21 protein-coding genes are annotated in these 20,188 nt (G+C 70.5%); 13 read left to right on the top strand and 8 right to left on the bottom strand.

The genetic code is table 11. The features are described from left to right. The 4 genes from ACGF8B_RS41770 to ACGF8B_RS41755 form a co-directional block, all read right to left on the bottom strand. A partial coding sequence (locus tag ACGF8B_RS41770) for a 2-oxoacid:acceptor oxidoreductase family protein (protein WP_392748122.1) occupies positions 1-569 on the bottom strand: 569 nt, incomplete at its 3' end. A 318-nt stretch (positions 570-887) separates the two neighbouring features. Next, positions 888-1,562: a response regulator transcription factor gene (locus ACGF8B_RS41765; RefSeq protein ID WP_323180027.1), complete on the bottom strand. Its 675-nt coding sequence runs from the start codon at positions 1,560-1,562 to the stop codon at positions 888-890. Between the two features lie 241 nt (positions 1,563-1,803). Beyond that, the gene (locus ACGF8B_RS41760) at positions 1,804-3,159 is read right to left on the bottom strand and encodes a sensor histidine kinase (protein ID WP_392748120.1); all 1,356 of its coding nucleotides are present in this window, start codon (positions 3,157-3,159) and stop codon (positions 1,804-1,806) included. 195 nt (positions 3,160-3,354) lie between these two features. Beyond that, a complete protein-coding gene (locus tag ACGF8B_RS41755; RefSeq protein WP_392748118.1) occupies positions 3,355-4,665 on the bottom strand; it encodes a sensor domain-containing protein in 1,311 nt (436 codons plus the stop codon). Between the two features lie 170 nt (positions 4,666-4,835). On the opposite strand from ACGF8B_RS41755, the gene ACGF8B_RS41750 reads away from it, so the two are divergent. The 12 genes from ACGF8B_RS41750 to htpX all read left to right on the top strand — a co-directional run bounded on the left by ACGF8B_RS41750 (position 4,836) and on the right by htpX (position 16,948). Continuing rightward, entirely contained in the window at positions 4,836-5,237 is a 402-nt protein-coding gene (locus ACGF8B_RS41750; protein ID WP_259928579.1) for an NADH-quinone oxidoreductase subunit A, read from the top strand. Beyond that, complete coding sequence (locus ACGF8B_RS41745) at positions 5,228-5,860, top strand: NADH-quinone oxidoreductase subunit B family protein (protein WP_351259393.1); 633 nt, start codon at positions 5,228-5,230, stop codon at positions 5,858-5,860. The genes ACGF8B_RS41750 and ACGF8B_RS41745 overlap by 10 nt, the downstream gene beginning before the upstream one ends. Next, a complete protein-coding gene (locus tag ACGF8B_RS41740; protein ID WP_392748115.1) occupies positions 5,857-7,563 on the top strand; it encodes an NADH-quinone oxidoreductase subunit C in 1,707 nt (568 codons plus the stop codon). The genes ACGF8B_RS41745 and ACGF8B_RS41740 overlap by 4 nt, the downstream gene beginning before the upstream one ends. After that, entirely contained in the window at positions 7,560-8,528 is a 969-nt protein-coding gene (locus ACGF8B_RS41735) for an NADH-quinone oxidoreductase subunit H (protein ID WP_392748114.1), read from the top strand. The genes ACGF8B_RS41740 and ACGF8B_RS41735 overlap by 4 nt, the downstream gene beginning before the upstream one ends. Next, positions 8,528-9,133: a NuoI/complex I 23 kDa subunit family protein gene (locus ACGF8B_RS41730; RefSeq protein ID WP_392748112.1), complete on the top strand. Its 606-nt coding sequence runs from the start codon at positions 8,528-8,530 to the stop codon at positions 9,131-9,133. Before ACGF8B_RS41735 ends, ACGF8B_RS41730 begins: the two co-directional genes overlap by 1 nt. Positions 9,134-9,144: 11 nt before the next feature. Then, positions 9,145-9,720 carry an NADH-quinone oxidoreductase subunit J gene (locus ACGF8B_RS41725; RefSeq protein WP_392748125.1) on the top strand — a complete coding sequence of 192 codons (576 nt, stop codon included), beginning with the start codon at positions 9,145-9,147 and terminating at the stop codon, positions 9,718-9,720. Next, positions 9,720-10,127, top strand: a complete 408-nt coding sequence (nuoK, locus tag ACGF8B_RS41720; RefSeq protein WP_342286084.1) for an NADH-quinone oxidoreductase subunit NuoK — start codon at positions 9,720-9,722, stop codon at positions 10,125-10,127. The genes ACGF8B_RS41725 and nuoK overlap by 1 nt, the downstream gene beginning before the upstream one ends. Then, entirely contained in the window at positions 10,124-12,124 is a 2,001-nt protein-coding gene (locus tag ACGF8B_RS41715; protein ID WP_392748111.1) for an NADH-quinone oxidoreductase subunit L, read from the top strand. The genes nuoK and ACGF8B_RS41715 overlap by 4 nt, the downstream gene beginning before the upstream one ends. Positions 12,125-12,151: 27 nt before the next feature. Continuing rightward, complete coding sequence (locus ACGF8B_RS41710; RefSeq protein ID WP_392748124.1) at positions 12,152-13,699, top strand: NuoM family protein; 1,548 nt, start codon at positions 12,152-12,154, stop codon at positions 13,697-13,699. Beyond that, positions 13,696-15,327: an NADH-quinone oxidoreductase subunit N gene (locus ACGF8B_RS41705; RefSeq protein WP_392748110.1), complete on the top strand. Its 1,632-nt coding sequence runs from the start codon at positions 13,696-13,698 to the stop codon at positions 15,325-15,327. Before ACGF8B_RS41710 ends, ACGF8B_RS41705 begins: the two co-directional genes overlap by 4 nt. A 95-nt stretch (positions 15,328-15,422) precedes the next feature. Beyond that, a complete protein-coding gene (gene mscL / locus ACGF8B_RS41700) occupies positions 15,423-15,878 on the top strand; it encodes a large conductance mechanosensitive channel protein MscL (RefSeq protein WP_317865574.1) in 456 nt (151 codons plus the stop codon). A 206-nt stretch (positions 15,879-16,084) separates the two neighbouring features. Beyond that, on the top strand, positions 16,085-16,948 hold the full coding sequence (gene htpX / locus ACGF8B_RS41695; protein ID WP_124716968.1) for a zinc metalloprotease HtpX: 864 nt from the start codon (positions 16,085-16,087) through the stop codon (positions 16,946-16,948). Between the two features lie 134 nt (positions 16,949-17,082). Here the strand turns inward: htpX and ACGF8B_RS41690 are convergent, their stop codons facing one another. Beyond that, the gene (locus tag ACGF8B_RS41690; protein WP_266621377.1) at positions 17,083-17,484 is read right to left on the bottom strand and encodes a YccF domain-containing protein; all 402 of its coding nucleotides are present in this window, start codon (positions 17,482-17,484) and stop codon (positions 17,083-17,085) included. A gap of 405 nt (positions 17,485-17,889) precedes the next feature. Here ACGF8B_RS41690 and ACGF8B_RS41685 point away from each other — a divergent pair, with 405 nt between their 5' ends. Next, complete coding sequence (locus ACGF8B_RS41685; RefSeq protein WP_384758688.1) at positions 17,890-18,162, top strand: GlsB/YeaQ/YmgE family stress response membrane protein; 273 nt, start codon at positions 17,890-17,892, stop codon at positions 18,160-18,162. Here ACGF8B_RS41685 and ACGF8B_RS41680 read toward each other — a convergent pair. The 3 genes from ACGF8B_RS41680 to ACGF8B_RS41670 all read right to left on the bottom strand — a co-directional run bounded on the left by ACGF8B_RS41680 (position 18,123) and on the right by ACGF8B_RS41670 (position 19,988). Next, a complete protein-coding gene (locus ACGF8B_RS41680) occupies positions 18,123-18,836 on the bottom strand; it encodes an alpha-ketoglutarate-dependent dioxygenase AlkB family protein (protein ID WP_392748108.1) in 714 nt (237 codons plus the stop codon). The two genes, ACGF8B_RS41685 and ACGF8B_RS41680, sit on opposite strands and share 40 nt — an antisense overlap. Position 18,837: 1 nt before the next feature. After that, positions 18,838-19,338, bottom strand: a complete 501-nt coding sequence (locus tag ACGF8B_RS41675; protein WP_392748107.1) for a methylated-DNA--[protein]-cysteine S-methyltransferase — start codon at positions 19,336-19,338, stop codon at positions 18,838-18,840. Positions 19,339-19,499: 161 nt separating this feature from the next. Then, positions 19,500-19,988: a YajQ family cyclic di-GMP-binding protein gene (locus tag ACGF8B_RS41670; protein ID WP_030926258.1), complete on the bottom strand. Its 489-nt coding sequence runs from the start codon at positions 19,986-19,988 to the stop codon at positions 19,500-19,502. Positions 19,989-20,188 lie beyond the last annotated feature (200 nt).

The raw sequence follows: 20,188 nt of genomic DNA, 5'->3' as shown, positions 1-20,188 counted from the left end.
TTGCGGGAGAGCCCGAACTCCTTCAGCGCCTCGATCGTCAGCGTCGTCAGCGGCACCCGGTGCACGCTGTACGCCTGGAGCGACCCGTCCTCCAGCGGACTGGTCGCGTAGCCGACCTTCGCCATCGGCCGTTTGGTGAACTCATCGGTGTTCACGATGATTTCCGCACCACGCGGCACATCACCGATGTTCGCCCTCAGCGCGGCCGGGTTCATCGCGACCAGCACGTCCGGCGCGTCACCCGGCGTGAGGATGTCATGGTCCGCGAAATGCAGCTGGAACGAAGAAACCCCCGGCAGGGTCCCTGCGGGGGCACGGATCTCGGCCGGGAAGTTCGGCAGCGTCGAAAGATCGTTCCCGAACGACGCGGTCTCCGAAGTGAAACGGTCACCGGTGAGCTGCATACCGTCCCCGGAATCACCCGCGAAACGGATGATCACCCGGTCCAGACGACGGATCTCCTTCTCGCCGGCGCCCGCATGATCGGAGCGGGGGGCACGCTGTCCCCCGACGAGCGCCTCGCTGGCCTCATCGGCCTGTCCGGCTGGGCTACTGACCTGGCTGGTCACTGAACTGGACCTCCCTCGGGGCGGCGGCTCTGGTCCCGCCGGCCCGCCGACGGTCCCACTGCCCACCCTACGTCGGTAAGGGTCGCCTTCCCTGGACCGATCACATGATGGACGCCATTTTGGGACGCGATTTGATACCTGTTTGTCATGTTTTGCAAGCCCCCCAGCCGTTCGATGAAGACGCTGCGCGGTCATCCTTTGGTGCTAGGCCGTGTGCTCAGGTCCGGGGGTGCGCCCACCCCCGGACCCGGTCGCCGCGACAGCCGTGAACGGCTCCCGGGGTGACCCCGATCGGATATCTGACAGGGTGTCAGTTCGTCAGGAGTTCAGGTAGGTCAATACGGCCAGTACCCGGCGGTGATCCCCGTCACTGGGCGACAGCCCCAGCTTCAGGAAGATGTTGCTGACGTGCTTCTCCACAGCACCGTCGCTCACCACCAGCTGTCTGGCCACCGCAGAGTTCGTCCGCCCTTCCGCCATCAGGCCGAGCACCTCGCGCTCGCGCGGCGTCAGCCCGGCCAGGACGTCCTGCTTACGGCTGCGGCCCAGCAGCTGGGCCACCACCTCCGGGTCCAGCGCCGTACCGCCCTGAGCCACCCGGACCACCGCGTCCACGAACTCCCTGACCTCGGCGACCCGGTCCTTCAGCAGGTACCCCACGCCCCGGCTGGACCCGGCCAGCAACTCGGTCGCGTACTGCTCCTCGACGTACTGCGAAAGGACCAGGACCCCTATCCCGGGGTAGTCCTTCCGCAGCCGCACGGCGGCCCGCACACCCTCGTCGGTGTGGGTCGGAGGCATCCGCACATCGGCGACCACCACATCGGGCAGCGCGTCCTGCCCCGCCAGGTCACTCACCGTCTTGATCAGCGCCTCGGCGTCACCGACTCCGGCGACGACGTCATGCCCGAGATCGGTCAGCAGCCGGGTGAGTCCTTCCCGGAGCAGCACCGAATCCTCGGCGATGACTACTCGCACCCTGTCCTCCACCATGAAGCCGTTTCCCCCACTGTTCGCTGGTCCCGCCCGTTACGCTCTCCAGCATCCCAGCATCGGCGGTGTGGTGTCCTCGGCCGCCGGGTGGACTTCATGGGCCGGTCCTGCCCGCCCCGGGTGGATCCGACGGCCGGAATCCGCCCGTCACCCGGACTTCGCGGGCCGTCGCCGTGCGGCCCGCACCCGTCCGGGGACGGACTTCCTCCCCCTTCTTCTCGCCATGCGGATTCCGGCGTACTCAGCCACGCCAGGGCAGCTCGGCCGTGATCCGGGTCGGACCGCCCTGCGGGGAATCCACGACCAGCACGCCGTCCACCGCGTCCAGCCGCTCGGTCAGCCCGGCGAGCCCACTGCCCGAGGCGACATCGGCGCCGCCGCGTCCGTCGTCGGTGACCTGGAGCATCAGCCGGTCCGCCGCCCGCCACACGTCGACCGAGGCATGGGCCGCCCGTGCGTGCTTGCTCACGTTCTGCAACAGCTCGGAGACCGTGAAGTAGGCGATCCCCTCGATCGCCTGGGCCGGCCGGGAGGCGAGATCCACCTCGACGGTGACGGGGACGGTGCAGCGGGAGGCGATGGCGGAGAGTGCGGCGTCGAGTCCGCGGTCGGTGAGGACGGCGGGGTGGATGCCGCGTGCGAGGTCGCGGAGTTCCTGGAGGGCGACCTTGACTTCGCCGTGGGCTTCGTCGACCATGCGGGCGGCGGCTTCGGGGTCGTCGGTGAGCTTCTCCTTGGCCAGACCCAGATCCATGGCGAGGGCGACGAGGCGGGCCTGTGCGCCGTCGTGGAGGTCGCGTTCGATGCGGCGGAGGTCGGCGGCGGCGGTGTCGACCACCACCCCCCGGTCCGACTCCAGCTCCGAGACGCGGGTCGCCAGCCGGGACGGCCCGAGCAGCCCGCCCACCAGCACCCGGTCCACGCTCACCAGACCACGGATGATCCACGGCGTGACGAGGACGAACACCAGGCCGACCGCGCTGGTCAGAGTCATCTCGACGGAGGAATTGAGGTGGACCTGGTGGCTCTGGTCGCTGTACAGCTGGATGCCGTCGCTGCCCACGTACGCCGGGAAGATCCACCGCCACAGCGGGTACGTGAACGCGGTCCACCCACACGCCCAGAAGGTCACCGCGACGCTGAAGGCGAAGGTCGCCCACGGGAGGTACAGCAGGGAGTAGAGCAGATGGCGCCAGGACGCCCCGCTCTTGAGGGCCGCGCCCATCCAGGACATCAGGCCGCCGGTCTTGCCGCGCACCGGCGCCGGGGCCGCCACGTCCAGCCTCAGCAGTCCGCGCGCCCGGGCCCGCTCGATCGCGCCGAAGCCCCGGCACATGGCCAGCGTGCCGGCCAGGATCGGCACCCCGAGGAAGGTGATCAGCAGGCCGACACCCAGTGATGCCAGGGTGATCGAGAGGCTGAACAGGACCAGGGCGATCGGCAGGCCCAGCAGCAGATAGGCGAACTCGCGCCAGGCCCGGCCCTCGACGGGCGCGCGCAGCGCGGCGGGGAAGAAGTGCTTCACCGGGGGATGATCCCCGAAACCGGCTCCGGACCGCTGGTGGTCCCGAGTGTCCGGTCCGTATGCCGTGGCCATGGATGCTGTCCGTTTCGGTGGTTTGCGAGTGCTGGTGCCAGGTGCTCGGTGCCGGGCCGACTGCTCGGTGCCTGTTCCGGCCGTCATGAACAAGAGTGCTGTTTCGCGGACCGGCGCACCATGAGGGGGGTATCCCTCTTCGACCGGGGGTTTTCCCCACCCTCTCAGCGGGTCCGGGCTTCGCGCCCTACGTCTTCACTTCGTGCGCGCCTGCTCACGCTTCTGCTCACGCTTCTGCTCACGCTTCTGCTCACGCCTCTGTTCGCGTTTCTGCGCACGCTTGTGCTCCTGCGCGTGCTTCTGCTCACGATTCTGTCCGTGAGGCTGTGCGTGCGTGCGCTCACGGTCCCGCCAGGGCAGCTCCGCCGTGACCGTCGTGGGACCGCCGACCGGTGAGTCGAGGACGAACAGCCCGTCGACGGCGCCCAGCCGCTCGGCCAGTCCCGCCATCCCCGTACCGCCGTCCATCCGGGCCCCGCCCCGGCCGTCGTCGGTGACCTGGAGCAGCAGCCGCTCCCCGGAGCGCCACACCTCGACGGACGCCGAACGCGCCGCGCTGTGCTTGCTCACGTTCTGCAACAGCTCGGAGACCGTGAAGTAGGCGATCCCCTCGATGGCCTCCGCGGGACGCCCCGGAAGGTCCACGCCGACGGTGACGGGGACGGTGCAGCGGGAGGCGATGGCGGAGAGTGCGGCGTCGAGTCCGCGGTCGGTGAGGACGGCGGGGTGGATGCCGCGTGCGAGGTCGCGGAGTTCCTGGAGGGCGACCTTGACCTCGCCGTGGGCTTCGTCGACCATGCGGGCGGCGGCTTCGGGGTCGTCGGTGAGCTTCTCCTTGGCCAGGCCGAGGCCCATGGCGAGGGCGACGAGGCGGGCCTGTGCGCCGTCGTGGAGGTCGCGTTCGATGCGGCGGAGGTCGGCGGCGGCGGTGTCGACCACCACCCCCCGATCCGACTCCAGCTCGGCGATCCGGCGCTCCAGCTCGTCGGACGGCGAGAGCAGCGCGCGCACCATCGCCCGGTCCCCGTCGCTGAGGAGCCGAGTGATGTGGGGCAGCAGCGGCCACAGCACGAGGAGGCTCACGAGCGTCACCGCGAAGGTGAGTACGCCCCAGGGCAGCCGCACGAAGGAGTACAGCACCGCCCGCCAGCCCACCGGATCCTTGAGGCTCGACCACAGCCAGGCGAAGAACCCCTTGTCCCGCCGGGACAGTTCCATCGGGCTCGGCTCGTCGACCGACACCCCCAGCATCGCCCGCGCCCGGCCCCGCTCGGCCCTGCCGATCAGCCGCGCCCCGTGCAGCCCGACGGCGAGCAGCGGCAGACCGATCACCGTGACCGCGAGTGCCACTCCGACACCGATCATGACCACCGTGTAGACGAACCAGACGATGGTCAGCGGGAGATTGGCCAGAAGATGGCCGGTCTCCTTCCAGGTCCACGGGTCGGGAATGAGTCTGGCGGGTGGTGGCCGATCGTTGTCCGGCACCGTGGGGCTCATGGTCATGGAACCAGCCTGCCGGGCCGGACCGGCGCACGCCATGGGGCCCGTGGGGGAGGTGAAGTGGGGATAACCCCACCCCTGGTCCGATGCGGCTGCTTACCCTCTCTTTAACAGGGCCTAGACTCCCGTGCGTACGGATCACCGGGACGGATTCGAGGGAGCGAGGGGCGGACGTGACGGAGCTGCCGGAATCGACCGTTCTCGCGTCGGACTACTTCCACGCCTATTCAGTGGTCGGACTGCTCGCCGTGATCGGCGTGCTGTTCGTCGCCGTCGCCTTCGGGGCCGGCCGGCTGCTGCGCCCCGTGGTGCCGACGCCGGAGAAACTCCTGACGTACGAGTGCGGCGTGGACCCGGTGGGTGAAGGATGGGCCCATACCCAGGTCCGCTATTACGTCTATGCCTTCCTGTACGTGATCTTCGCCGTCGACTCGATCTTCCTGTTTCCGTGGGCGACGGTATTCGCCGCACCCGGATACGGGGCGACCACGCTCGTCGAAATGTTCATCTTCCTCGGTTTTCTGGCCGTAGGACTGCTCTACGCATGGAAGAAGGGCGTCCTCGAATGGACGTGACCAGCCCACAGGCCGACGAGGGATCCGAACCCCAGCCCGTGCCGACCTTCCTGCCGGAGCCCAAGCGGCTCGGCGTCCTGTCGCGCCTGGCACCGGAGCCGATGAAGGTGGTCCTGAACTGGGGCCGCCGCTACAGCCTCTGGGTCTTCAACTTCGGGCTCGCCTGCTGCGCCATCGAATTCATTGCCGCCTCCATGGCCCGGCACGACTTCATCCGGCTCGGCGTGATCCCGTTCGCGCCCGGCCCGCGCCAGGCCGACCTCATGATCGTTTCCGGCACGGTGACCGACAAGATGGCACCGGCCGTGAAGCGGCTCTACGAGCAGATGCCCGAGCCCAAGTACGTCATCTCCTTCGGCGCCTGCTCCAACTGCGGCGGACCGTACTGGGACTCGTACTCCGTGACCAAGGGCGTTGACCAGATCATCCCGGTCGACGTCTACGTACCGGGCTGCCCGCCCCGGCCGGAAGCGCTCCTCCAGGGCATCCTCAAGCTCCAGGAGAAGATCGCCCGCGAGTCACTGGGCGAGCGGTACGCGACGGGCGGCGCCCGCCCCTCCACCACCGCACTCCGCAGCGGCCTGGTGGCCGCCCCGCCGGCCCCGGGGAAGGGCGACGCATGACCACCACTCCGACCCCCGACGAGGCTCCCGAGACCCCCGGGACCCCCGAGGCCGCCGACGCGTGTGAGGCCCCTGAGGCCCTTGAGGCCCTCGGTGGCTCCCACGCCTACGATCGCCTGCCGGACGCCGCCGCCGAGCTCTTCGGCGAGGACGCGACGGCGGAGTACGCGTACGACCTGCTGACCGTCGACGTACCGGCCGCCTCCTGGATCGCGGCCCTCGAAACCGCCCGTGACCGGCTGGGCTGCACGTATTTCGACTGGCTGAGCGCGGTGGACGAACCCGGCACCGGCTTCCGGGTCTGCGCCCACGTCGCGGCCCTGGCCGAGGGCCGGGTCCGCCGGCTCCTGGTCCGTACGACGGTTCCGCACGAGGCGGCGGTGCTCCCGACCGCCATCGACGTCTACGCGGGCGCGGCCTGGCACGAGCGCGAGACGCACGAGATGTTCGGCGTCGGCTTCGAGGGCCACCCGCACCTGGTGCCGCTGCTGCTCCCCGAGGGCTTCGAGGGCCACCCGCTGCGCAAGGACTTCGTGCTGGCGGCACGCGTCGCGAAGGCATGGCCCGGCGCGAAGGAGCCGGGCGAGTCGGAACACGGCGGCCCGAAGCGACGCACGATGCTGCCGCCCGGCGTCCCCGACCCGAACGAATGGGGCCCCCTGAAGGGCCAGCTCCCACCTGCCCCGTCCCGCCCGACCCGCACCCCCCGAGCAGCAGGCGACCGCCCGGCACGCCGCACCCGCAGCGCGAGCGAGGGATCGGCCGCCCAGCGAACGGCAGCACCGGCTGCGGAAGCGGGTACGGGGACCGGCGCGGGCGTCGGCCCGGGCACTGGCGCGGGCACTGGCGTCGATACGGGCGTCGGTGTCGGTACGGGCGTCGGTACGGGCGCAGGCCCGGAACCGCACACCGGCCCTGCGACACCAGGGCCCACGACTCCCCGCTCCTCGACCCCGCGTCGTACCCGCAGCGCGAGCGAAGGCTCGGCGAGCCAGCAGCGGGCGCGGGGCGAGGCGAAGCCGGGCACGGGAGCCGGGACGGGGTCTGAGGCCGGGACCGGGACGGGGTCTGAGATCGGGACCGGGACGGGGTCTGAGGCCGGTATCAGGGCGCGGACCGCGCCGGGGACCGAGCGCGGGCCCCAGCCGGTGACCGGGACCGGGCCGGAGGCCAGGACCGACTCAGCGACCGGGACTGAAGCCGGGACCGGGCCGGAGGCCGGAGCGCGACCCGGCTCAGCGACCGGGACCGGAAGCCGGTCAGGGCCACGGCCCGAGGCCGGTACCGCGCAGCGGAGCCCGGAGGTCGCGACGAGCGACGCCCCGTGGCACCACGCCCGCCCGGCCTTCGACGCGGATTCCGCCGAGCCCGTCACGGATTCCTCCGAGCCCCTCGCGGGCTCCTCCGAGCCCTTCACGGGTACCTCCCAGCCCCTCCGGCGTTTGAGGAGCGGGGGCCCGGGGGCAGAGCCCCCGGTTCGGGAAGGGGCGGGTAGGGGAGAAGCCCCGCGCAGCGGCACCCCCACCCCCGACGCCGAAACCGACGCCACCCCCGGCACGGGCGCCACCCCCGAGCCCGATCCCGCCCCCTCGGAGACCGCGGAAACCGCAGAATCCCCGGAGACCCCGGAGACCCCGGAGACCCCGGAGACCCCGGAGACCCCAGCACCCCCCAACCACCCCGCCGGAGGCGATACCGCGTGAACGACGTACTCGACGTCGCCCTCCGCCTGGTCATCGTCTTCGCCGTGTTCATGGTCCTCCCCCTCGTCGTGGGACAGACCGAGCACAAGGTGATGGCCCACATGCAGGGCCGCCTCGGCCCCATGTACGCGGGCGGCTTCCACGGCTGGGCCCAGCTCGTCGCGGACGGCGTGAAGTTCGCCCAGAAGGAAGACATCGTCCCGGAGCGGGCCGACCGCCGTATCTTCCAGCTCGCGCCGGCCGTCGCACTCCTCCCGTACCTCCTCGTACTCGTCGCCATCCCGATCGGCCCCGGCGAGGGCGCGGTCGGACAGGTCGTCGACGCGGGCATCTTCTTCGTACTCGCCGTGATGGGCGTCGGCGTACTCGGATCGCTCATGGCCGGCTGGGCCTCGGCCAACAAGTTCTCCCTCCTCGGGGGCCTGCGCACCGCCGCCCAGCTGCTCGCGTACGAGCTGCCGATGCTGCTCGCCGCCGCCTCCGTCGCGATGGCGGCCGGCACCGTCTCCCTCCCGGGCATCCTCGACGCCTTCGAGTGGTGGTGGCTGCCCTGGCAGATCGTCGGCGCACTGGTCTTCTTCGTGGCCGGCCTCGCCGAGCTGCAACGCCCGCCGTTCGACATGCCGGTCGCCGACTCCGAGATCATCTTCGGCGCGTACACCGAGTACACCGGCCTGCGCTTCGCGCTCTTCCTGCTCGCCGAGTACGCGGGCATCGTCGTGCTGTGCGGACTGACCACCGTCCTCTTCCTCGGCGGCTGGCACGGCCCGTTCGGCGCCGACGGACTCGGCTGGGTCTGGACGCTGCTCAAGACCGCCGTACTCGCCTTCGTCGTCATCTGGCTACGGGTGTCCTACCCCCGGCTCCGCGAGGACCAGTTGCAGAAGCTCGCCTGGACCACGCTCATCCCGCTCGCCCTCGCGCAGATCGCGCTCACCGGCATCGTGAAGGTGGCGATCAGCTGATGACCGTGCCGCTCCCGCCCTCCCGCCCCCGCATCCCCGGCTCCGGCCTGGCCAAGGGCCTGGCCGTCACCCTGCGGACGATGACGAGGAAGACCGTCACCGCGCAGTACCCGGACGTCCAGCCCGAACTCCCGCCCCGCTCCCGGGGCGTCATCGCGCTGTTCGAGGAGAACTGCACGGTCTGCATGCTCTGCGCCCGTGAGTGCCCCGACTGGTGCATCTACATCGACTCCCACAAGGAGACCGTGCCCGCCGCGACCCCGGGCGGCCGCGAACGCAGCCGCAATGTCCTCGACCGCTTCGCGATCGACTTCTCGCTCTGCATGTACTGCGGCATCTGCATCGAGGTGTGCCCCTTCGACGCGCTCTTCTGGTCGCCGGAGTTCGAGTACGCGGAGACGGACATCCTCGAACTCACCCATGAACGCGACAAGCTCCGCGAATGGATGTGGACGGTGCCGGAACCGCCCGCGCTCGACCCGGGCGCCGAGGAGCCGAAGGAGATCGCCGCCGCCCGCAAGACGGCGGAGAAGCTCGAAGCCCAGCGCGCCCAGGAAGCCCAGCAGACCGAACAGGCCCAGCAGAAAGCAGAGGGGGAGGAGTGACACTCGCAGCCATCGCGGCGCACTCCGCCCTCGCCGCCCGCCCGGACGCCCCGGCCCCCTCCGGTTTCCTCTCCCCGGCCGGCGTCGAGATCGCCTTCCTCCTCGTCGGCATCGCCACCTTCGGCGCGGCCCTCGTCACCGTCACGACCAGACAACTGGTGCACGCCGCACTCTGGCTGGTCGTGGCGCTCGGCGGCCTCGCCGTCGAGTACCTCCTGCTCACCGCGGAGTTCATCGCCTGGGTGCAGGTACTGATCTACGTCGGTTCCGTCGTCGTGCTCCTCCTCTTCGGGCTGATGCTCACCAGAGCCCCCATCGGCCGCTCCCCGGACGCCGACTCCGGCAACCGCTGGGCGGCCCTCGGCGTGGCCGTCGCCGCCGCGGGCGCGCTCGTCTGGGTCGTCGTCGACGCCTTCCGCACCACCTGGATCGACCTGGACGGACCGGCCCAGGGCTCGACCGGGGCGACCGGCTCCTTCCTCTTCCGGCACTGGGTGCTGCCCTTCGAAGCACTCTCCGTACTGCTGCTCGCCGCCCTCGTCGGCGCGATCGTCCTGTCCCGCAAGCGCGGTAAGGAGCAGAGCTGATGCACCTCGCCTATCCCGCCGTGCTCGCCGCCCTCCTCTTCTGCACCGGGCTGTACGGAGTGCTCGCCCGCCGCAACGCGATCCTGGTCCTGATGTCCGTCGAGCTGATGCTCAACGCCGTCAACCTCAACCTGGTCGCCTTCGACGTCTGGCTCCGCGACGCCCTGCACTCCGGCCAGGCCCTCACCCTCTTCACCATCGCCATCGCGGCGGCCGAGATCGGCATCGGCCTGGCGATCGTCCTCGCCGTGTACCGCAACCGGGGCAGCTCGGACATCGACCGGCTCCGCGACACCGCCGAGACCGACGCCGCCGAGGCCCTCCCGGACGACGAGTCCGACACCGGCACCGAAGACCAGGCCACTGCTGCGGCAGGGAAGGCAAAGAAGGCAGAGGCCACCGCGTGACCACCACGACCCTCGCCGTCCTCGTCCCTCTCCTCCCGTTCCTGGGCGCCGCGGCCGGCCTCCTCCTCGGACGCACCGCCCCCGGCTTCGTACGGCCCCTCGCCGTACTGCCCACCCTCGCCGCCGCTGTCGTCGCGGCCGTCGTCGCGGCCCGCCAGGGCGGCGGCCGGGCCATCGACGCCGCGACCCAGCTCACCCCCACCGGCTCGGTCCCGATCGACCTCGCCCTGCACCTCGACGGCTTCGCCGTCCTCGTCGCCGTGCTGGTCGGACTTGTCGCCACCTGCGTGCAGATCTACTCGACCGCCTACCTGCGCGACGACCCCCGCTACCCCTCGTACGCCGCCCTCGTCTCCCTCTTCACCTCCGCGATGCTGCTCGTCGTCTACTCCGGCGACCTGATGGTGCTGCTGGTCGGCTGGGAGATCATGGGCATCTGCTCGTACTTCCTCGTCGGCCACTACTGGGAGACGCCCGAAGCCCGCGCCGCCTCCCTCAAGGCCTTCCTGGTCACCAAGCTCGGCGACGTCCCCTTCCTGATCGGCCTGTTCGCGCTCGCCGCCGACACCGGCACCTTCCGCATCACCGGCATCCTGGGCGCCGTCGCCAACGGCGGCCTGGACCATCCCACCCTGATCGCGCTGCTGCTCCTCGCGGGCGTCGCCGGCAAGTCGGCGCAGTTCCCCCTGCACACCTGGCTGCCCGACGCGATGGCCGGTCCCACCCCCGTATCCGCGCTCATCCACGCCGCGACGATGGTCGCCGCCGGCATCTACTTCGTGGCCCGGCTCCTCCCCGTCTTCGCCGAGTCCGGCGCCGCCCTCGTCGTGCTCGCCGTGATGGCCGCGATCACGATGATCGGCTCGGGGCTCGCCGCCCTCGCCCAGGACGACATCAAGCGGGTCCTCGCCTACTCGACGATCGGTCAGCTCGGCTACATGGCCGGTGCCCTGGCCGTCGGCGACCGCGGGGCCGCCGTCTTCCACCTCCTGTCCCACGGCGCGTTCAAGGCGGTCCTCTTCCTCGCGGCCGGCGTCGTCATCCACGCCGCCGGGACCAACTCACTGGCCGCCATGTCCCGCATGGGCGGGCTGACGAAGCGCGTCCCGGACGCCTACTGGACGATGACCGTCGCCCTGCTCGCGCTCGCCGCCATTCCTCCGTTCGCCGGCTTCTTCTCCAAGGAAGCCGTCCTCGTCGCCGCCGAGCACACCGCGCTCGGGGACCGGCACGTCGCCCCGTCCGCCGCGGGCTGGACCGTGCTCGTCGCCGGACTGCTCGCCGCCGTCCTCACCGCCGCCTACGCCACCCGTCTCTGGCTCCTCGCCTTCCGGGGCCGCGGCGCCGACGCCCCGGACCACGGCAGGCAGCCCGTCGCGATGACCGCCGTCCTCTGGGTGCTCGCCGTCCCCACCATCGCCTTCGGGCTGACCGTCGGCGCGATCACCGACTGGTTCGACGGACACGCCCTCACCCCGTCCGTGACCACCGCCGTCCTCTCCACCGGTGCCGGCCTGGTCGGCGGCCTGGTCACCTACGGAGCCTGGCGCCACACCTCGGCGCTCGCCGCCCGCACCCCCGTCGGCACCGTCGTCGCCCACCCCGACGCCGAACCCGCCCTCGTCGAGGCCCAGGCCATGACGGCACACACCGCCGCCTACGGAGCCGACGGGGACGCCCCCGACCCGGCCGACCCCGGCCGCCTGCTGCTCGGCCCGCTGCACCGCCCGGCCGCCGCGGGCTTCCACCTCGACGCCCTGTACACGGCACTGTTCGTCCGCCCCGTCCAGGCCGCGGCGAGCCTCGTCCGCTTCCTGGACCGCGAGGTCGTCGACGCCTACGTACGCGGCTCCGGAGCCGTCGCGCGCGGGCTCGGCGCCGCCGTCCGCCGTGCGCAGACCGGCAACGTGCAGACCTACCTCAGCGCACTGCTCGCCGGTTCGCTGGTCCTGGCGATCGCCGCCGTCGTCTTTGCCAACGTCAACGCCGGGTCGTGAGCCGTGATCGATATCAGTGAATCCGTGATGCAGTTCCTTCTCGCGTTCATCGTCGTCATCCCGCTCATCGGTGCCGTCGCCGCCCTTCTGCCGGCCCCGCCCGGACTGAAGGGGAAGAACCCCGACCAGGCCGTGCTCCGCCACGGCGTGACCGTCACCGGCGCGATCCTCGTCGCCGCGATCGTGCTCGCCGCGGGCTTCGACCACGACCACCCGTCGAAGATGCAGGCCACCACCGACATCAGCTGGATCCCGGCGCTCGACGTCCGCATCCACCTCGGCATCGACGGCATCTCGCTCCCCCTTCTCGTACTGACCGCGCTGCTGACCTTCCTCTGCGCGCTGTACAGCTACTTCAAGATGCCAGCCGGCCCCTCCCCGAAGGCCTTCGTCGCACTCCTGCTCGTCCTGGAGTCCGGCACCCTCGCGACCTTCGCCGTCCTCGATCTGCTGCTGTTCTTCCTGGCGTTCGAGATGGTGCTCATCCCGATGTACTTCCTCATCGCCCGCTGGGGCGGTGCGAAGAAGCAGGCCGCCGCCTGGAAGTTCATCCTCTACACACTGCTCGGCTCGGTCGTCATGCTGCTGGGCCTGCTCCTCATCGGACTGAAGAGCGGCACCTTCGACATGGTGGCACTCGCCACTGACAACGGCCGTGGGCTCACCTCGTCCGTGCAGGTCATCGCCGTTCTCGCGATCGGCGTCGGGCTCGCCGTGAAGACCCCGATGTGGCCGCTGCACAGCTGGCTGCCGGACGCCCACACCGCGGCCCCGACCGTCGGATCGGTCCTGCTCGCGGGCGTCCTGCTGAAGATGGGCACGTACGGATTCGTCCGCATCCTGCTTCCCATCACCCCCGACGGGATGCACACCTTCGCGCCGTACCTCGCCGCCTTCGCGGTCGTCGGCATCATCTACGGATCGCTGGCCTGCCTGGCGCTGGTCCGCCCCGGCTCCAAGGGCGACCTCAAGCGCCTGATCGCGTACTCCTCCGTCGGCCACATGGGCTTCGTGCTCCTCGGCATCGCGAGCATGACACCCACCGGAGTCAACGGCGCGCTCTTCGCCAACATCGCCCACGGCCTCATCACCGGCCTGCTGTTCTTCCTGGTCGGCGCGGTCAAGGACCGGTACGGCACCGCCGACCTCGACACCCTCTCCGGAGCCACCGGCGCCGCGCTCTACGGCCGGGCCCCCCGCCTCGGCGGCCTCCTCGCCTTCGCCGCCGTCGCCTCCCTGGGACTGCCGGGACTCGCCGGATTCTGGGGCGAGATGCTCGCCCTGTTCGGCTCCTTCGACCCCGCCGAGGGCCTCAGCCGCCCGGCGTTCCTCACCTTCATGTCGATCGCCGCGTTCGGCACCCTGCTCACCGCCGCGTACATGCTCATGGTGGTACGCCGGGTCTGCATGGGCGAGAAGCGCGAAGAGCCGCAGCTCGCCGACGTCCAGACCTACGAATTCGCCGCCTGGACCCCGCTCGTCGCGCTCACCGTCCTCGCCGGTCTGTGGCCCGCCGTCCTCCTCGGCCTCACCGACCCGGCCGTGCAGAAGCTCCTCGCAGGAGGCAAGTCGTGACCCCAGCCGTCGTCACCCCGGGCGTCGTCACCACGGACCTCGCCACCCCGCACCTCCTCACCACCGCGGCCGAGAACACCACCAGCCTCATCCAGTCCGTCGACTGGCTCGCGATCGCACCCCCGGTCGTCGTCGCGGCCATGGCCCTGATCGTCCTGGTCACCGACCTCTTCCTGCCCGAGCACCGCAAGCCGCTCCTCGGCGCGCTGACCATCGGCGGGCTGGTGGCCGCCCTGGCCCTCCTCGTCCCGCTGCGCGCCGGCGACCGCTCCACCTTCTGCCTCAACGAGGCGGCCACCGGATCCGGCGCCGCCGGTGCCTGCAGCTACACCGCCGATCACTTCGCCCTGGTCATCCAGGCCCTCGTACTCGGCGGCGCCCTGCTCACCGCGCTGCTCTCGTTCGGCGACACCCGCAGACTCCCGGCCGGCGAGTTCTGGTTCCTGCTGCTGTCCTCCGCCTCCGGCGCCGCACTCCTGCCCGCCGCCCGCGACCTCGCCACCCTCGTCGTCGCCCTCGAAGTCGCCTCACTGCCCGCGTTCGCCCTCGTCGGCATCAAACGCGGCGACCGGCGGTCCTCCGAGGCGGCGCTGAAGTTCTTCCTCTCCTCCGTCGTCGCGACCGCCGTCATGCTGCTCGGCGTCAGCTTCGTGTACGCGACCACCGGCACCCTGCACCTCACCGAGATCGCCTCCCGGCTCGACGACGTACCCGGTCAGCTGGACACCCTCGCCAAGGCGGGCGTCGTCCTCACCCTGGTTGGCTTCGCGTTCAAGACCGCCGCCGCGCCCTTCCACTTCTGGGTCCCCGACACCTACATCGGCGCCCCCCTGCCGATCGCCGCCTACCTCTCGGTCGTCGGCAAGGCGGTCGGCTTCTCCGGCCTCATCCTCGTCACCGTGATCGCGTTCCCGGCGTACGCCGACGTCTGGGGACCGGCGCTCGCCGTGCTCGCCGCGCTCACCATGACGGTCGGCAACGTCGCCGCGCTCCGCCAGAACGCCGGCCGGGCCCGCAGCGCCGTACGGCTGCTCGCCTGGTCGTCCGTCGGCCAGGCCGGCTACCTCCTGGTGCCGATCGCCGCCGCCGCGTACTCCAGCGACGAGCACATCGGCTCCACCGTCGCGTACGCCCTCATGTACGCCGTCGTGAACCTCGGCGCCTTCGCGGTCGCCGCCCTGGTCGCCCGTACCAGCCCCGGCAACCGGCTCACCGACTACCGCGGCCTGTACGCCACCCGCCCCCTGGCCGCCCTGGCGATGGCCTTCTTCCTGCTCTGCCTGGCCGGCCTGCCGCCCGGCATCATCGGCCTCTTCGCCAAGGTCACGGTCTTCTCCGCGGCCGTCGACGCCGGACTCGGCTGGCTCGCCGTCGTCATGGCCGTCAACGTGGTGATCGCGCTCTACTACTACCTCCGGTGGACCGCGACACTCTTCCGCGCCCCGGAGGGAGCCCCGGCGGAGGCGGTCCGCGAAGAGACTCCGGCAGAGGGCGCCGCACCCGCCCCCACCAGGCACGCGGTCCCGGCATCCCTCACCGCCGCCATCGCGCTCACGGCCGTGGCGGGCGTGGTGCTCTCGGGCGCTCCGCAGACGGTCCTCCGGTTCGCCGCCGTCAATCTCTTCTGACATACCGAAGATCGGTTTGCCCGGAACGGCCCGCACAGGGCAAGGTCTTGCCCGCACACCCCCCACACGTAGGCAATTCCAGAGGAGCAAGAGCAGTGCTGAACGGGTTCAAGGACTTCATCCTGCGCGGAAACGTCATCTCCATGGCCATCGGGCTGGCCGTCGGAGCGGCGTTCACCGCCGTCGTCACCGGATTCAGCACGGCCTTCATCACCCCGCTGATCGGCCTCGCCACCGGTTCCGTCGGCGACTTCAGCTCGGCGGAGTTCTCGGTCGAGGGCGCCATCTTCCCGTACGGGAAGTTCCTCGCCGCCGCCATCGCCTTCCTGATCACCGCCGCCGTCCTCTACTTCTGCGTCGTCGTGCCCATGGCGAAGGTCCAGGCCCGCTTCGCCAAGGCGGAGAAGCTCGACATCAAGGCCGCCACGCGCGACTGCCCCCGCTGCTACACCGAGATCCCGGCCATCGCCTCCCGCTGCGCGCACTGCACCAGCGAGATCAAGCCGGACCCCGCGGCCCTCGAAGTCGCCGGGCTCCCCGCCCAGCGCTGAGCCGGGGCCGACCGGCACACAGCCACTGACCCGTACGGCCCAGAGCCTGATCCGGCCACAAGCGCCGGACAGGCCCGGCCCCGTGGCGGTGCGCACAAGGGAACTAGCTCCTCTCGCCTGGCGTTGACCGGTACGGGAGGCTCCACTGGGGGAGTGGAGACCACCAAGCAAAGGGTTCCCCTGCCGCACCACCTGGAGGGCGTACCGTGCACCGCCGGCACAACGGGCTGAGAACCGCCGTACTCCTCGGGGGCCTGTCCGCACTCATCATCGTCATCGGAAGCTTCTTCGGACGTACGGGCCTGATCGTCGCGCTGCTCGTGGCCGTCGGCACCAACGCCTACGCGTACTGGAACAGCGACAAACTGGCGCTCCGGGCCATGCGGGCCCGCCCCGTCAGCGAATTCGAGGCGCCACAGCTCTACCGCATGGTCCGCGAGCTCTCCACCGCCGCCCGCCAGCCCATGCCACGGCTCTACATCTCCCCGACACAGGCCCCCAACGCCTTCGCCACCGGACGCAATCCGCGCAACGCCGCGGTCTGCTGCACGGAGGGCATCCTGCAGATCCTGGACGAGCGGGAGCTGCGCGGCGTCCTGGGACACGAGCTGAGCCATGTCTACAACCGGGACATCCTGATCTCGTCCGTCGCCGGGGCGCTCGCCTCCGTCGTCATGTTCCTGGTCAACTTCGCCTGGCTGATCCCGGTGGGCCGGTCCAACGACGACGACGGGCCGGGCATCTTCGGGATGCTGATGATCATGATCCTCGGCCCGATCGCGGCCTCCGTCATCCAACTGGCCGTGAGCCGCTCCCGCGAGTACGAGGCGGACGCCTCCGGCGCCCAGCTGACCGGCGACCCGCTGGCCCTGGCCAGTGCCCTGCGCAAGCTCGACGCAGGAACGAAACAGCTGCCGCTGCCACCGGAGCCGAGGATCGAGACCGCGAGCCACATGATGATCGCGAATCCGTTCCGCCCCGGCCAGGGCATGTCCAAGCTGTTCTCGACGCATCCGCCGATGGCTGAGCGCATCGCCCGGCTGGAGCAGATGGCCGGCCCCCGCTCCTGAGGCCCTGGCACCTGAGGCCTTCCGCTCCGGAGGCCCTGGCTCGGAGCGCCTGGCTCCGGAAGCGTGCCGCTCTCCTGGGGCCTTCCGCTCTCCTGGGGCTCCCGGCCCGGCTGGAGCCCCAGGCCCGCCTTCTCTCAGCGGGCTCCGAAGGCCTCGTCGCTCGGGACGATCTCGCGGCCCAGCGGCATGAGCGAGATCGGGATCATCTTCAGGTTCGCCCAGCCGAAGGGGATCCCGATGATCGACACGAACAGCGGGATGCTGGTGATCAGGTGCCCCAGCGCCAGCCACCACCCGGCGAAGACGAGCCAGATCACATTGCCGACGCAGGAGGGCGCCCCCGCGTCGGGCCGCTCCACGGTCGTGCGCCCGAACGGCCACAGCACGTAACCGGCGATCCTGAGGGAAGCGATGCCGAACGGAATCGTCACGATCAGCACGAAGCAGATGATCGCGGCGAGGAGGTAGCCGAGGGCCATCCAGAATCCGCAGAACACCACCCACAGGATGTTCAGGATCAGCTGTATGAGCTTCATGGTCACTCGCCTTCCGGGGGTGTTACCCGTTGTCGCCCTGCATGGTCAGTATCAGCCCTGGTCACGGACAGGAGTAACCGGAGCGGGCCCATGGAGTGACCGGAGTGCGGGCGATCGGTCCGTCCCCCTCCGGCCGCGCCCCATCACCCGTACCCGTCATCAACCATGAACGCAGGAACGGCACCGAGCAGTTGCTCGCAGCCCTGCACAAGTCCGTCCGCGAGTCCCGTCCGCAGGTCCGTCGGAAGTCCGCCCGCAGGCATGCCCGCGAGTCCGTCCGCGAGTCCGCCCGCCGGTCTGCCCGCGAGTCCGGACGCACAGCCCGTTCACAGGCACCGCAGGCAACCGTCCGACCGGCGTCGGCGTCTTGGATTCCAGGAACGAGTGACGGGTAGGTTCGCACGCATGAGCATTATCGGATGGATCATTCTCGGACTGGTGGCCGGAGTCATCGCCAAGGTCCTGCTGCCCGGCCGAGACCCGGGCGGCCTGATCGGCACCACCCTCATCGGGATCGTCGGCGCCTTCCTCGGTGGCTGGATATCGTCGCGCTTCCTCGACCGCCCCATATCCAACGACTTCTTCGACATGGCCACTTGGATCGCCGCCATCGGCGGTTCACTGGTCCTGCTGATCGCCTACCGACTGCTGTTCGGGAACTCCCGCGAACGCCACTGACGCCCGTCCGTACCGAAGGTGCCCAGCCCGGTCTCGCGCAGGGTCAGATTGAGCCGGCCACGGCTCATCCCCGTCGCGGGATCGGCGGTACCGGGACAGACCTTCGGCACACCGTGGAACGCGAACCGCGACGGCCCGCCGAAGACGAACAGATCGCCGGAGGCCAACTCCACATCCGTGTAGGGCCTCCCGCGGTTCTCGGTGTTCCCGAAGCGGAAGACGCAGGTGTCGCCGATGCTGAGCGACACCACCGGAGCACCGGACCGCTCCTCCTTGTCCTGGTGCATGCCCATGCGCGCCGCCCCGTCGTAGAAGTTGACGAGCGCGGTGTCCGGCGCGTACGTCCGTACCGGGCTCTCGTCCCCGTAGGCCGCCACCAGCGCCTCGCGGCCCAGTTCGGCCAGCCAGTCGGGGAATTCGGCGACCCGCGCCCCGTTCACGTCGTCGGCCGTGCGTGAATACCGGTACGGCTGCCAGTGCCACCCCACACAGACCGTCTGTACGGACATCACCCCGCCGCCCGGCAGAACCGTGTGCCGCAGCGGCACCGGCCCGCGCGCCCACTCCCGGCAGGCCGCCACCAACTGCCGCTGCCGCTCCGGCGGCAGCCACTCGGGCACGTGCACGGCCCCCGGCGCGACGACGGCGCGAGGCCTCGGGAAGAGTCCGGACATCTCAGCGCACCGCCGGGGCGCCTTCCAGCCGCAGCAGCCGCTCCTTGCGCTCCAGGCCGCCCGCGTAACCCCGCAGCGCCCCGTCCGAGCCGATCACCCGATGGCACGGCCGCACGACCAGCAGCGGATTGCGCCCGATCGCCGTGCCCACGGCCCGCACGCCCGCCCCGGCGCTGCCGACGCGTTCGGCGATCTGCCCGTACGAGACGGTCTCCCCGTAGGGGACGGCGTCCAGGGCGGACCACACCCGGCGCTGGAAGTCGGTGCCCACGCCGTCCGCGTACTCGATGTCGAAGCGGGTCAGCCGTCCCGCGAAGTACTCCCGCAGCTGAGCGGCGACGCCCGCGAACGCCTCCGGTGAGCGGACCCATCCGTCCTGGACGACCGCGGCGCCCTTCTGGCCGGGCAGCGAGAGCGAGGCGAGCGCCACCCCGCCGGTGGTCTCCTCGCCGACCAGCAGCAGTTCACCCAGCGGGCTGTCGACCGTTGCGTAGATGGTCATGACTCATCCCTTTCCTGCACTTCATGCCGGGATGCGACCGGTTCGCCGCCCGACATGGACAAGTCTGCGTGCCCCGCTCCGCCGTGACCGGCGGTTTTCGGACATCGCGCCCCGGGTGCGGAGCGGTGCGTCCCGCCCCGCACCCCGGTGAAGGGCAGGACCTACCGGTAGTTCACGAACTGCACGGCGAAGTCGAAGTCCTGGCCCTTCAGCAGCGCCTGTACGGCCTGCAGATCGTCCCGGCTCTTCGAGCTGACCCGCAGCTCGTCGCCCTGGACCTGCGCCTTGACGCCCTTCGGGCCCTCGTCGCGAATGATCTTCGCCACCTTCTTGGCGTTCTCCTGGGAGATGCCCTCCTCGATCGTGGCGAAGATCTTGTACTCCTTGCCGGACAGCTGCGGCTCGCCCGCGTCCAGCGACTTCAGCGAGATGCCCCGCTTGATCAGCTTGGACTGGAAGATGTCGAGGATCGCCTTGACCCGCTCCTCGCCGTTCGCCTCCATGAGGATCTTCTCGCCGGACCAGGAGATCGAGGCGCCGGTGCCCTTGAAGTCGTAACGCTGCGAGATCTCCTTGGCGGCCTGGTTGAGGGCGTTGTCGACCTCCTGCCGCTCGACCTTCGAGACGATGTCGAAACTGGAGTCGGCCATGACGTGTGGCTCCTTGTATCGGGGGTTCGGGAACGCGGTGCATAAGGGCGGCAACGGGCCTGACGGCCCCGCGACGCCGATCAAAGCCTAAGGGCTGTCCCGCAGTTCCTGGCGGGCGTGCGACGACAGCTACGGCACCTCGCCGCGTTGTCGGAACGTCCACATACATCCAGTATGTGGACGTCCCTCCGCCTTGCGAT

Origin of the sequence: Streptomyces sp. NPDC047917 (assembly GCF_043204345.1) — a bacterium.
Lineage (GTDB): Bacteria > Actinomycetota > Actinomycetes > Streptomycetales > Streptomycetaceae > Streptomyces > Streptomyces sanglieri.
This window is presented reverse-complemented; position numbering and strand designations above follow the sequence as displayed.

Coding starts and splice junctions, on each gene's coding strand:
- ACGF8B_RS41765 (WP_323180027.1), bottom strand. CDS start 1,562: ATGGTGGAGGACAGGGTGCGAGTAGTCATCGCCGAGGATTCGGTGCTG.
- ACGF8B_RS41760 (WP_392748120.1), bottom strand. CDS start 3,159: ATGGCCACGGCATACGGACCGGACACTCGGGACCACCAGCGGTCCGGA.
- ACGF8B_RS41755 (WP_392748118.1), bottom strand. CDS start 4,665: ATGACCATGAGCCCCACGGTGCCGGACAACGATCGGCCACCACCCGCC.
- ACGF8B_RS41745 (WP_351259393.1), top strand. CDS start 5,228: ATGGACGTGACCAGCCCACAGGCCGACGAGGGATCCGAACCCCAGCCC.
- ACGF8B_RS41740 (WP_392748115.1), top strand. CDS start 5,857: ATGACCACCACTCCGACCCCCGACGAGGCTCCCGAGACCCCCGGGACC.
- ACGF8B_RS41730 (WP_392748112.1), top strand. CDS start 8,528: ATGACCGTGCCGCTCCCGCCCTCCCGCCCCCGCATCCCCGGCTCCGGC.
- nuoK (WP_342286084.1), top strand. CDS start 9,720: ATGCACCTCGCCTATCCCGCCGTGCTCGCCGCCCTCCTCTTCTGCACC.
- ACGF8B_RS41710 (WP_392748124.1), top strand. CDS start 12,152: ATGCAGTTCCTTCTCGCGTTCATCGTCGTCATCCCGCTCATCGGTGCC.
- ACGF8B_RS41690 (WP_266621377.1), bottom strand. CDS start 17,484: ATGAAGCTCATACAGCTGATCCTGAACATCCTGTGGGTGGTGTTCTGC.
- ACGF8B_RS41685 (WP_384758688.1), top strand. CDS start 17,890: ATGAGCATTATCGGATGGATCATTCTCGGACTGGTGGCCGGAGTCATC.
- ACGF8B_RS41680 (WP_392748108.1), bottom strand. CDS start 18,836: ATGTCCGGACTCTTCCCGAGGCCTCGCGCCGTCGTCGCGCCGGGGGCC.
- ACGF8B_RS41675 (WP_392748107.1), bottom strand. CDS start 19,338: ATGACCATCTACGCAACGGTCGACAGCCCGCTGGGTGAACTGCTGCTG.
- ACGF8B_RS41670 (WP_030926258.1), bottom strand. CDS start 19,988: ATGGCCGACTCCAGTTTCGACATCGTCTCGAAGGTCGAGCGGCAGGAG.